This is a genomic window from Cupriavidus sp. 86D6, from assembly GCF_057815095.1.
Genome location: NZ_JBYPSB010000017.1, coordinates 26,564 through 38,520 on the forward strand (window position 1 = coordinate 26,564; position 11,957 = coordinate 38,520).

General features: G+C 66.9%; 13 protein-coding genes. 3 read left to right on the plus strand and 10 right to left on the minus strand.

The features are described 5' to 3' along the window. Positions 1-18 precede the first annotated feature (18 nt). On the minus strand, positions 19-441 hold the full coding sequence (locus AC3G88_RS25520; protein ID WP_029050737.1) for a VOC family protein: 423 nt from the start codon (positions 439-441) through the stop codon (positions 19-21). A 122-nt stretch (positions 442-563) separates the two neighbouring features. On the opposite strand from AC3G88_RS25520, the gene AC3G88_RS25525 reads away from it, so the two are divergent. Next, positions 564-1,430, plus strand: coding sequence for a LysR family transcriptional regulator (locus AC3G88_RS25525; protein ID WP_488773748.1), 867 nt, complete (start codon positions 564-566; stop codon positions 1,428-1,430). Positions 1,431-1,449: 19 nt separating this feature from the next. Here the strand turns inward: AC3G88_RS25525 and AC3G88_RS25530 are convergent, their stop codons facing one another. Together AC3G88_RS25530 and AC3G88_RS25535 are read right to left on the minus strand one after the other, a co-directional pair. Then, entirely contained in the window at positions 1,450-2,748 is a 1,299-nt protein-coding gene (locus AC3G88_RS25530; RefSeq protein ID WP_488773720.1) for an MFS transporter, read from the minus strand. A gap of 72 nt (positions 2,749-2,820) precedes the next feature. Further along, entirely contained in the window at positions 2,821-3,447 is a 627-nt protein-coding gene (locus AC3G88_RS25535) for a TetR/AcrR family transcriptional regulator (protein ID WP_488773719.1), read from the minus strand. Between the two features lie 161 nt (positions 3,448-3,608). On the opposite strand from AC3G88_RS25535, the gene AC3G88_RS25540 reads away from it, so the two are divergent. Both AC3G88_RS25540 and AC3G88_RS25545 read left to right on the plus strand, forming a co-directional pair. After that, the gene (locus tag AC3G88_RS25540; protein WP_488773718.1) at positions 3,609-4,373 is read left to right on the plus strand and encodes an SDR family NAD(P)-dependent oxidoreductase; all 765 of its coding nucleotides are present in this window, start codon (positions 3,609-3,611) and stop codon (positions 4,371-4,373) included. A 213-nt stretch (positions 4,374-4,586) separates the two neighbouring features. Further along, on the plus strand, positions 4,587-6,533 hold the full coding sequence (locus AC3G88_RS25545; RefSeq protein ID WP_488773747.1) for a methyl-accepting chemotaxis protein: 1,947 nt from the start codon (positions 4,587-4,589) through the stop codon (positions 6,531-6,533). Between the two features lie 87 nt (positions 6,534-6,620). Here AC3G88_RS25545 and AC3G88_RS25550 read toward each other — a convergent pair whose 3' ends face one another. The 7 genes from AC3G88_RS25550 to AC3G88_RS25580 all read right to left on the minus strand — a co-directional run bounded on the left by AC3G88_RS25550 (position 6,621) and on the right by AC3G88_RS25580 (position 11,866). Beyond that, the gene (locus AC3G88_RS25550) at positions 6,621-7,874 is read right to left on the minus strand and encodes a BON domain-containing protein (RefSeq protein ID WP_488773717.1); all 1,254 of its coding nucleotides are present in this window, start codon (positions 7,872-7,874) and stop codon (positions 6,621-6,623) included. Between the two features lie 221 nt (positions 7,875-8,095). After that, entirely contained in the window at positions 8,096-8,464 is a 369-nt protein-coding gene (locus tag AC3G88_RS25555; RefSeq protein WP_488773716.1) for a hypothetical protein, read from the minus strand. A 220-nt stretch (positions 8,465-8,684) separates the two neighbouring features. After that, positions 8,685-9,083 (minus strand): cupin domain-containing protein, encoded by a 399-nt coding sequence (locus AC3G88_RS25560; protein WP_488773715.1) that lies wholly within the window; start codon positions 9,081-9,083, stop codon positions 8,685-8,687. Between the two features lie 81 nt (positions 9,084-9,164). Then, positions 9,165-10,004, minus strand: a complete 840-nt coding sequence (locus AC3G88_RS25565; RefSeq protein WP_488773714.1) for an AraC family transcriptional regulator — start codon at positions 10,002-10,004, stop codon at positions 9,165-9,167. Next, entirely contained in the window at positions 9,988-10,947 is a 960-nt protein-coding gene (locus tag AC3G88_RS25570; protein ID WP_488773713.1) for a patatin-like phospholipase family protein, read from the minus strand. The genes AC3G88_RS25565 and AC3G88_RS25570 overlap by 17 nt, the downstream gene beginning before the upstream one ends. A 112-nt stretch (positions 10,948-11,059) precedes the next feature. Further along, a complete protein-coding gene (locus AC3G88_RS25575) occupies positions 11,060-11,584 on the minus strand; it encodes a helix-turn-helix transcriptional regulator (protein ID WP_487522198.1) in 525 nt (174 codons plus the stop codon). A gap of 9 nt (positions 11,585-11,593) precedes the next feature. Then, the gene (locus tag AC3G88_RS25580; protein WP_153948771.1) at positions 11,594-11,866 is read right to left on the minus strand and encodes a hypothetical protein; all 273 of its coding nucleotides are present in this window, start codon (positions 11,864-11,866) and stop codon (positions 11,594-11,596) included. Positions 11,867-11,957 lie beyond the last annotated feature (91 nt).

Below are 11,957 nucleotides of genomic sequence, written 5' to 3' on the forward strand. Positions count from 1 at the left end.
GGGACGGGTTGCCCCGGATTACTTCGCAAACACCTGGCTCAGGTCGCCAAACGCCTTGAATTCGAGGGCGTTGCCCGACGGGTCCAGGAAGAACATCGTGGCCTGCTCGCCAACCTGGCCCTTGAAGCGCACGTGCGGTTCGATCACGAACTTCGTGCCGGCGGCGCGCAGTTTGTCGGCCAGGCGTTCCCATTCGGCCATTGGCAGGATCGCGCCGAAATGGCGCACCGGCACGTCGTCGCCATCCACGGCACTGGTGGCGCGATGGCCGCATTCGTCCGGCGACAGGTGCGCCACGACCTGATGGCCGTAGAAGTTGAAGTCCACCCAGGCGTCGGAACTGCGCCCCTCGGGGCAGCCGAGCAGGTCGCCATAGAACTGGCGCGCGGTGGCGAGATCGTGCACCGGGAAGGCAAGGTGGAACAGGGGAATGGCGCTCATCGCTGTGGCTCTTTGGAGAGGCGGTTGTGGAGTGTGTCGTTGATTGTAATCAGCAGAACTCGTAATATGAAACGAATCATTTTTTGACTGAGTATCGAAAATTTCGATGCTTGAACTGCTCCTTGCTGCGCTACTTCAAGACTTTCCTCGTGGCCGCCGAAACCGGCTCGTTTTCCGCTGCCGGCACGCGGCTGGGCCTGACGCAATCGGCCGTAAGCACCCAGATCCGCCGCCTGGAAGAGGATCTGGGCTGCACGCTGTTCGATCGGTCGGGTAAATCGGTGGCATTGAGTGACGAAGGCCGCCAGATGCTGGACGATGCCGCGAGGATCGTCGGTCTCTACGAATCGATGAAAGGCGCGCGGGCCCAGCGCGACATGGCGCCGCTGGACCTGGGCGCCGTGTCCACCGTGCAATCGAGCCTGCTGCCTCAGGCGATGCAGCGTTTCAGGGTGGCGCACCCGGACACCCACGTGAACATCGTGCCGGGCATGTCGACGCAGTTGCTGACCCAGGTGGATGCCCGTGAACTCGATATCGCCGTGCTGGTGAAGCCACGCCTCGGCATTCCGCCAGAACTGAAATGGGTGCCGCTGATCCGCGAACGGTTCGTGGCCGTGGCGCCGCCCGGCGCGCCGGACAACCTGAAGGACATGCTGGAGACCGTGCCGTTCATCCGCTACAACCGCCATTCCACGGGCGGGCAGCTGGTGGATCGCTACCTGCGGCGGCACCGGCTGTGGGTGCGCGAAGGCATGGAGCTGGACGAGCCCGCCGTGATCCTGCAGATGGTCAGCGAAGGGCTGGGCTGCGCGATCATTCCGTCGGCCCTGGTGCCGCTGCGTCAGACCCCGCATATCAAGGAAGTGCCGATGCCGGGCCAGCCGCTGTATCGCGAGATCGGGGTGCTGGTGCGGCAGTCGGCGCTCAAGCGTGCGTCGGCTGCCGCCCTGATCGACGCGTTCGTGGCGGCCAGCCGCGAACGCTGAGGGGAAGGACGGGGACGCCTCAGGCCCGTGCCGGCTGAGGGGTGGCTTCAGGCGCCTTGCGGCGGACCATCAGCGCCAGCAGCGCGGCCACCAGGCACGCGCTGCCGGCAACGTACAGCGCCGGCGAGTAGGTGAGCCACAGCGTGCGTGACAGCCCGGCGCCAAATGCCGCCGTGGCCGCGCCGATCTGGTGCGCGGCGAAGATCCAGCCAAACACCATCGGGGCGCGCTCGCGGCCAAACGTGCTGCCTGCCAGCTTGATGGTGGGCGGTACCGTGGCGATCCAGTCCAGACCGTAGAACATGGCGAACACGGACAGGCCATAGAGCGTGAATTCCGAGTGCGGCAGCCAGAACAGCGACAGGCCGCGCAGCGCGTAGTACCAGAACAGCAGCTTGCGGCTGTCGTAGCGGTCCGACAGCCAGCCGGACATGATGGTGCCGACGAAGTCGAACGCGCCCATCATCGCCAGCGCCGAGGCAGCCGGTACGGCCGACATGCCAAAGTCTGCGCACAGGGCGATGAAGTGGGTCTGGATCAGCCCGTTGGTGGATAGCCCGCAGATAAAGAACGTACCGGCCAGGATCCAGAACGTCTGCGTGCGGGCCGCCTCGCGCAGCACCACGAACGGACCCGACCATGACAGGGGCGCGGCCGGCGCCGGCGCCGCGGCAACCGCCGCCGGCACTTCGCCATAGGGCGCCAGGCCAACGTCGGCCGGCCGGCCGCGCAGGAAACCCAGCACCACCACCGCCAGCGCGGCACATGCCGCCAGTACTGGCAGCACGGCCACGCGCCAGCCCATATGCTCGATCAGCCATGCCGCGACGGGCAGGAAGGCCAGTTGCCCCGTGGCGGAGCTGGCGGTCAGCACGCCGATCACCAGCCCGCGCCGCGCCGTGAACCAGCGGTTGGCCACCAGCGCGGCCAGCACCAGGGCCGTCAGTCCCGAGCCGATGCCCAGCATCAGGCCCCAGGCGACGAACAGTTGCCAGATCTGCGTGGAGATCGTTGCCAGTGCCATGCCACCGGCAATCAGCGCCAGGGCCGCACAGACCACGTTGCGGACACCAAATCGCTCCATCAGGATGGCCGAGAACGGCGCCATCAGCCCGAACAGCGCAAAGCGGAAGGCCAGGATCGATGACACCTGGTCGGTACTCCAGCCCATCTCGGTGGTTAGCGGTTTCAGGAAGGCGCCGGGCAGGCCGAGCGCGGCGGAAGTGGTCAGCATCACGCAGAACGTGATGGCAGCGACGATCCACGCGTAGTGGATGCCGCGCCGGTCCAGCCGGCGGGATAGGGCTTGCGCAAACATGGGGCTCCGTTGGGGGCGATGGGATGGAAGGAGGAATGGCATCGACGGGTTCTTGCGCGATGCCCAGGGCGATCAGGCGGGCGCGGCCTCGCCGGCGCGCAGCAGCCAGGCGCGCGCGGCATCGAGGATGTCGTCGGAAAGGGCGTCGCCCGCCGTGGCGCGTGCCAGCGTGACGGCACCGACCAGCGTGGCCATTTCCAGCAGGGCAGTGCGGTTCGCGGCGGTGCCGTCGGCACCCGGCTCCCCGGCTGTCGTATCGGGGGCCAGCGTCTTCCAGGCGGCCAGCAACTGCTGGATGCCATCCAGAAAGGCGCCACGTACGGGCTTGCCGGCCGGTTCGCGCGCCACGTCGCCCACCAGTGCCGACGCCGGGCAGCCATGCTCGGGTGCGTCGCGATGCACTTCACTAAGGTACTGCTCCACCAGAAAGCGCCGGGCGGCATGGCGGTCGCCGCCGGCCTGCTGGATCCGCTGCCGCCAGCGCGCCGCCGAATCGGCAAATGCCCGCGCGCAGCCTGCCGCTGCCAGGTCGTCCTTCGACGAAAAATGGCCATAGAAGCCGCCATGGGTCAGCCCGGCATCCGCCATCACCTGCGCAACCGTGACGCCGTGCAGGCCGTGTTGGCGGAACAATCGGGCCGACGCAGCCTCGATGGCTGTCCTATGCTGATCGGCGACTGCCCGTGATGCGCGTGCCATGTCGATCTCCTTGTCGCAAATTCTTGAAAAACGAGCTTGACCGGATTTTAGATGATGTCCATACTTTATTCAATAAATGCTGGTCGTCATGCAAAAACGCATCGGACGGCCGGCAATGAAAGTGTTGCAACCTGTTCCTCATCCCCAAAGGAGAACCTGTCATGTTCAAACTGTTCGATATGTCTGGCCGCGTCGCGGTCGTCACCGGCTCCACCAAGGGCATGGGCCTGGAAATGGCGCGCGCCCTGGGCCAGGCCGGCGCCCGCGTGGTGGTGTCGGGCCGCGACGCCGCGGTGTCCGACAAGGTGGCGGCCGGCTTGCGCGAACAGGGCATCGATGCCACGGGCATTGCCTGCGACATCGTCAGCCTCGACAGCGTGCGCGCCTTTGCAGACCAGGTACTGGCCAGGTTCGGCCGCGTGGATGCGCTGGTCCTGAACGCCGCAGGCAGCACGGCGGTCGGTTCCATGCTGGCGCAGGGGCCGGAGCAGTTCGACGAGGTGATGGCCGGCAACGTGCGCGGCAACCTGGTGCTGGTGAACGCGCTGGCGCCGCAGATGATCGAACGCAAGGACGGTTCGATCATCTTCATGTCCAGCATTGCCGCGCGGCGCGGCTCCGCCATGCTGGCCCTGTACAGCATCTCGAAGGGCGCCACCGATCTGGCCATGCGCAACCTGGCGCAGACGCTGGGCCAGTACAACATCAACGTCAACAGCATCAACCCGGGTCCGGTGCGCACGGACTTTTCGCGCGACGCGCTGTGGGGCGACCCCGAACGCGAAAAGGCGTTGTCGGCCAATATCCCGATGCGCCGCATCGCCGAGGCCAGCGACGTCGCCGGCCTGGCGGTGCTGCTGGCATCGCCGGCGGGCCGTTATATATCGGGTCAGACCATCGGCCTGGACGGCGGCGCCACGGCGTAGCACCGCGTCCTCCGCGCAGCGCACAAGCGCGCGGCCGGCTGCTTGCATGAGCGGCCGGCCCGCGCTTTTTTTGGGCATTCGGCACCCGCGTTGTGCGGCGAACGCACTGGAGTTGTGCGACATCAAAAAGTCAGTGAAATAGCGGTAAAAATGGCTTTATTCCTATGAATTGAAGCCGTTACAGCGGGCTATGAGACCCTTGAAACTAGGACGATCGTGCCCGCATTCCTGACCCCCGCCATCCGGTTGATGTCCCGCCTGACCATCACGCGCAAGCTGGTGCTGCTGTCCGTACTGTTCCTGATTCCGCTGTGCGGGGCGCTGTTCGCGGTGCTGAACCAGTCGGTGCAGTCGATTCGCGATACGCAGGACGAGCAGCGCGGCCTGAAGCTCGTCGGCATCGCGCTGGACTTCATGCGCGAAACGCAAGTGCGCCGGGGCGCCGCCAATGGCGTGCTGCTCGGCAACGCCAGCTTCCGGCCCACCTTCGAGGCTGCCGACGCCAAGGCCGCGCAGTATCTGGCCGGCCTGCTGGGGGAATCGGCCGCCATCGAATCGTTTGGCATCGCGCCCGACGTACAGAAGCTGGGCGAATCCTGGCAGCAGATCCGCAAGCTTGGCCTCGACACACCCGCCGCGCCGCTGTTCGAGCGCCATACCGCGCTGGTCAGGCAGACGCGGTTGTTCATCGGCGACGTGGCCGACCATTCGTCGCTGGCGCTGGATCCCGAGGCTGGCTCCTACTACCTGATCAACCTCACCGTGGGTCCGATGCCCAAGCTGGCCGAAGTCAGCGCGCTGGCGCGTGGGCGGGGCGCCGGCATCATCGCGCAGGGCGGCTATTCCGACGCCGCGCAGCAGGCCGAGCTGGCCGCGCTGGCCGACCAGATCCTGGACGGGCTGGAGGCGGCACGCCGCGACATGGCGCGCGTGGAGCGCGCCGCGCCGCAGTATCAGGCCCGCGTGGGTGCGGCGATGAAGCAGCTGGCGGCCGTGGACAACTTCTATCGCACGCTCAAGGTCAGCATGCTGGGGTCGGCCGGTATCACGATCGACGCCAAGTCGTACTTTGCCGAAGGCACCGCCGCCATCGAAGCCGTATCGGCGGTCAGCCGCGAGTTCACGGCCCTGGCGGACGTCATGCTGGCGCAGCGTGTGGCCGCCGAGCAGCGCAAGCTGGCTGTGCTGGCCGCCATTGCGCTGCTGACCGTGGGCGGCGCGCTCTACCTGTTTGCCGGCTTCAGCCGTGGCATGCGTGACGACGTGCGTGATGTGGCCGACCTGGTGGCACGCATCAACGACGGCGACCTGGGCGTGCAGATCGCGGCGCGCGGCCGGGACGAACTCAGCGACGTCAAGCGGCATCTGATGACGCTGGTGGAGGCATGGCGCGGCATCATCGGCGATACGCGCGACAGCGCGCAGAACGTGCTGGTGGCGGCCGGGCAGATCGCGCAAGGCAATGCGGACCTGTCGCAGCGCACCGAGGCGCAGGCGTCGTCGCTGGAGCAAACGGCGGCCAGCATGGAGGAACTGACGTCGATCGTGCAGCAGAACGCCGGCAACGCCAGCCAGGCCAGCACGCTGGCTGCCGAAGCCGCCGGCATTGCGGTGGCGGGCGGCGAGTCCGTCGGCCGCATGCGCCAGACCATGAGCGAGATCGAGGCCGATTCCCGCCGGATCGTCGATATCATCGCCGTGATCGACGGCATTGCGTTCCAGACCAATATCCTGGCGCTCAATGCGGCCGTCGAGGCTGCCCGCGCCGGCGAGGCTGGGCGAGGCTTCGCGGTGGTGGCGGGCGAGGTACGCACGCTGGCCCAGCGCGCCGCCAATTCGGCGAAGGAAATCCGCACGCTGATTTCGCAGTCGGCAGGCCGTGTTGCCGATGGCACGGCCCTGGCCGTCGATACCGCCGCCACCATGAGCGAAGTGGTGACGGCGGTGCAGCGCGTGACGACGATGATGGACGAGATCAGCCGCGCGTCGCACGAGCAGAGCGGCGGCATTGCGCAGGTCAATCAGGCGGTCACCCAGATGGACCAGGTCACCCAGCAGAACGCGGCGCTGGTGGAAGAGGCCGCGGCGGCAGCCAGGGCCCTGCAGGAACAGGCCGAGCGCATGGAGCAGACGGTGAGCGTGTTCCGGCTCGCGGCATAGATCGCGTAAAACGCATAAAACGGAAGCCCCGGAATCAAAGCGCCCGCTTCGCAGCGGGCGCCTCTTTCCGGGCCGGCTTGGCCGGCTTTACCAGCCGTTGAAACCGCCGGCGCCGGTGACGGCGGCATCCACGTCCTGGCGCTGGACGCGGATGTTGTTTTCCACTTCCGTCACGCCGAACGTGTTGTCGGCCAGATCCTCGATATCGTATTTCTGGCCGCGCGTCTGCACCGTACCGCCAAGCGTGACCTTGCCCTTGTCGACGTCGACCGACACTTCGCGCACGTCGATGCCGGTGGTAAAGGTCAGCCGTTCACAGATCTCGTCGCGGATACGCTCGTCGGTGCGCGTGTAGCCGCGCGGGCCGGTGCGCTTTTCCATGGCGCCGGGGCCGAACCAGTCGCTGACGGCCTGACCGATGCGGTGGCCCAGGTTGTAGAGCGCGCCATGCTCCGCTTCGTGGTCGTCGTCATGGTCCCGCCGCGCATCGCGCCAGCGTCCGCCGGCGTCGCGTCCGGATTGGGAATAACCGCGCTGCTGTGCATCGCTGCCGCCGCCCATGTAGTCGCGCCCGTAGCGTTGTGCGTGGTAGTCGGGACGGCTTTCGCCCCACTCGTCGCGCGGCTCCGTCCAGTAGCGGGTATCGCTGCGCAGGTCGTTGAAGTAGGCGGTGTGGCCGCTGCCCTGACCGCTGTGCTGGCCGCCGCTCTGGCCCCGATATGCCGGGGCGCGCTGCTCTGCCGTGCGCAGCCAGGCCTGGTCGGCATTGCCGAAGCCGCGTTCGTCGCGCCGTTCGCCCGAACCCCGGCCACCTCGGCCGCCCTGGCCCGGCTGGCTGCGCTGCCAGGGGGCACCGCGACCGCGGTCGTCGTCTTCGTCATTGCCATAGTTGCCGCCGGAGCCATACTGGCCAAACTCGCCCTGCCGGCGGTGCACGCCATAGTCGGCGCGCCTGTGCTCATCGCCCAGATCGCCGTAATCGCCATATTCGCTGGCGTACTGGCGGCTGCGGTATTGCTCTCGCTGGCGCCAGTCCTGGTCGTCTTCCGGGGACTCGCCATAACCGCCGTTCAGTCCGTATTGCAGATCGCTGCCGTGATCCTCCCGGCCGCGATAGCCCGAGGGTGCCGGACCGCCTTCGCTTAGCTGCCCCGGCGTCAGCCGCTGGCGGCGCCGCGCGTCGTCCCAGTTGTCACCGAACGATTCGGGCTGCCAGTCCTGATCCTGCCAGCGTGAGCCGCGGCCATCGTCCCAGGGATCGCCCAGGTCGTCGTCGCGATGGTTTTCATCGGCTCGCCAGGGGGTGTTCCGGCGATTGCGCTCGCTGTGGTAGTCGCCCATATTGCGCTCCTGAAGGTTGCGGGATCGCCACGCGTGCAATGCGACGTGCCGCATCGCACCGTTGGCCATTCGTACAATCTGGCAAGTTCCGTACCGTGGCGACGACGCCTTGCATGGACTGGCATGGCGGGCGGCCGGGCGCTCGGGAAACCACCCCGTTCCATGCAACCCTTGCGACGCTGCGTGTAAAGACTGCACGCCCGCGCCGGGTGCTTTTTGGCTCACTGCGGGTTCACGCGGCGGATGTTCGTGGCCGGCGGCGAAACGTTCGTGGCGGGCGAAGCGGGGGCCGGCGGCACAGGCACAGGATCGCCAGGCACCGCATGGGGTTCGCGCACCGGCGCAATGCCTTCCACCGCGTGGAACGGATGGCTGTTCGCGTAGTCCGTGGCCACCGCTTCCAGAAAATTCGTGGGACGCGGCGCGGCGGGCGCGGGTAATGCCTTGTCCGCATGGGCGGCCGTGTGGAAGCAGAGCAGCAGGACACGCAGCAGCAGGATAACGTCGCGGATCCGGTAGCGGATGAAGTGGGCTTGGCGGGGGGGAGGAGGCGCGACGACGCCCGGCCGCAACTGTGGCGGAATCAACATGGCAGTTCTCCGGGAAAGGAGCAATACGCTCCGGATCAGGGTCGAGACGCGGCGCCGCGCTCGATGCGTCTGATTGCAGGGAACATGCCACCGCCAAATGCCGGCCGGGCGCCTGGCGCCCGTCACATTCGGCGGATAAAACTAGGCAAACTGCTATGTCATTCCAACACCTGACATCGCGATGCGTTGGGGAAAGGCCAACTACCAGGCTGCCGGCGCGTCAGATCCAGACGTCGTTCTGCGCCGTGCGGTCGCCGCCCTGGTCGCCAGTGTTGACCACACCGCGCGGCTCGATCAGCAGCATGCGGACTTCCGCCTCCGCGACCGGCCTGTGTTCGACGCCTTTGGGTACTACGTACATTTCGCCCGCATTGACGATCACGTGGCCATCGCGAAAGTCGAGACGCAACTGGCCGTCGAGCACGATGAACGTCTCATCGGTATCGGCATGCTGGTGCCAGATGAACTCACCCTCGATCCTGACGATCTTGAACTGGTAGTCGTTCATTTCGGCAATGACGCGCGGCTGCCAGTGGTCGGTGAACAGGCTCAGCTTCTGGGTGAAATTGACCGCGCTGGCAGCGCGATGGGTAGGGACTGCGACTGGCGATGGCTGCATGACAAGGCTCCTTGCGGCGTATGAGACAGGCGGCCGAGTCTGCGCCAGTGTCGGCGCACGGTCTTGTACGATCGTGCAGGCTCAGATCGCGGCGCCCCGCAACGCGCGCAGCCAGCGGCCCGGCGAATGCCCGAAGGCGCGCGTGAAATGGCGGGTCATATGGCTCTGGTCGGTGAACCCCGCGCAGACGGCGGCGTCGGCCAGCGATTGTCCGGCTGCTGCCAGCCGCCTCACCATGTCCAGCCTGCGCATCACCAGATAGCGATGCGGACTGGTGCCATAGAGCACCCGGAAGTCGCGCGACAGGCTCCAGCGGTCGCGGCCAGTGGCCTGCTCCAGTTCGTCGAGTGTCACCGGACGCTCCAGGTTGTCCTGCAGGCATGTCCGGGCCAGTTCGGCGGCGCGGTAGTCCACCGCCTGTCGTCCGCGCGCCGCCCCGGCCGCTGCTGACAGCGCGTGCGCAAGGTCGAAGATCGCGTCGTCCTCTTCCAGCGGGTCCAGGGGGCTGTTCATGGCCTGCAGCAAGGTGCCGGCCGCCGCAAACAGCCGCGGATCGTCGGAACGGCCACCGGCCACGAATGGCAGCGGTCTGCCGCCCAGCACGCGCTGGATCAGCGCAGGCTCGATGTAGAGCATGCGGTAGTGGAATCCCGCGTCGGTGCCGGCATGGCCATCGTGCGGCTCGTCCGGATGCAGCACGATGGTGCCACCCGGCTGGCTATGAACCATGCCCCGTCGATAGGAAAAGCTCTGAACGCCGGCCAGCGTGCAGCCGATGGCATAGGTGTCATGGCGGTGCATGTCATAGCCATGGCCGCCGAAGAATGCCTCGATGCGTTCCATCTGGCGCGCGGACGCGTCGCGTTGCACCCAGTCGCGCTTGCCCGGCAGCGCAATGCTGGCGTCAGTGGACGCCGCCATGCGTGGTCGATTGGTCATGGGTGTGGGGGTGGGCATGCGGAGCGCCGGCCGGGGGCAGGCCGATGTCGGCGCTGCAGCTGGGGTTTTCGGCATCGTGCGCGTGCGGTTCCAGCGCGCCGGGCACCCGGCGGCTCGACAGGCCGTCGGCGCGCAGCCAGGCCAGCGTCGCCGCGGCCGCACGATCGATCAGCTCGCCGCATCGGCTGTAGTCGTACGGCGAGACATCGAGCGGACACAGCGGCGGCACCACGGCAATGTGGGCATGCTCGCCCCAGCGTTCCAGGTCATGCACCAGTTGCCGCGCCACCAGCAGCGACAGCGCATTGAACGCATGTTCGATCGCGCCCTTGGGCGGACGTCGCTCGGCGCATGCAAAGCCCGCTGGCAGCACGATGATGCGCGTGGCGCCAAGCCGGATGGCCGTGGACACGGGCGTATTGTTCGCCACGCCGCCGTCGATCAGCTTCTGGCCGTTGATTTCCACGGGCGGGAAGACGCCCGGGATGGCCGCGCTGGCCAGCACGGCCTGGACGATATTGCCCGACGACAGCAGGACTTCCGCCCCACTATGCATGTCGGTGGCGACGATGTGCAGCGGCAGGGCCGCGTCCTCCACGCGTGCGTCCCCCAGATGGCGCTTGAGCAGGCGCTTCAGTGCCATCGACTCCACCAGATGGCCGCGATTGCCAATGATCATCCCAAGCATGCTGCGCCATGACCACGGCAGCACCTCGGCCCGCGTGATGCTGCGCCACAGGCCTTCCAGCTTCGAAATGCCATCGGGGTGAGGGTTGCTGGCGAAGTAGGCGCCGTTGATGGCACCGGCAGAGGCACCGATGACCAGATCTGGCGCGATGCCCCAGCTCACCAGCTCGCGGAGCATGCCGACTTCGATGGCGCCCAAACTGCCGCCGCCGGCGAACACGAATGCAGTCTTTTCCATGGTCTTCAGGGTCTGGGCAGCCTCGCCCGTCGGGGTTTGAACAGATTGTGGTGTGGAGAGGATAGGCCACTTCCGGTCCGGCAAAAAGGGCCGGCAGGGTGGAAATGACCCGTCAGGCCACCAGTGGCTCGAGTTGCTGCCGGATTTCCGGCACCAGTCGCGTGGCGCTGCGCGCCAGGTTCACCTGCATCGTGACTTCGGCCACATCCACCAGCGCGGGGTCCAGGTCATAGCTGCCGCGCTGCGCCAGCCAGCGCAGCACGTCCGCCAGGTGCCAGACCGACGCGGACCCTTCGTGCACCGGCAGCGGAAACGACGCGGGGTAGCTGGTCATCAGCTTGCGCATGTTCTGCCGCGAGACCCCGACAGCCTCGGCCACATCGGTCAGGCCGACCAGGTCGGGCGTGGCCTCGATCAGCCGCGCATGCGGCGCGGCGCGGCGCACATCGGCCAGGGCGCTGACGATGGCGCCATGGGCCGTGTCAGCCTCGCGCGCGAACATCAGCGCGATGCGTCCCGGCATGCCGATGCCGACCAGCGCATCGTCACAGCCGCTGGCCCCAAGGCGCTCCACCACGTCGTCGTGGTCGTTGTCCGAATCGGGGAGCTGGTATTTCAGCGTGAAGTTGTATTCCATGTTGTCCTGTCAGTGCGAGACACCAGGGGGCGCTTTGCGGTCTTGATGGATGGCGCAGTGGTCCACCACGCGACGCAGGAACCGGGCATGCAGTTCCGGGTTGCGCGGCGTACTCCAGATCGACACGATGCAGAATTCCCCGCAGCGGCAGGCGGCGCAGTGATAGGGGCAGTACAGCTTGCCCCAGGCATGCGATCCGCCCAGCTTGCAACGCCAGAATTCGCCCTCGGCGTACTGGACTGCGGCTTCGATTTCCTTTCTTGGATGTTTATCCCGACCCATCAGGCCTCCCACGATATGCGGCAGCTCGCGAGTTGTCAACTGACAATCTGCGAGGCGGTTGACGAAAAGCAGTGGGAGAGACCCTATCAGG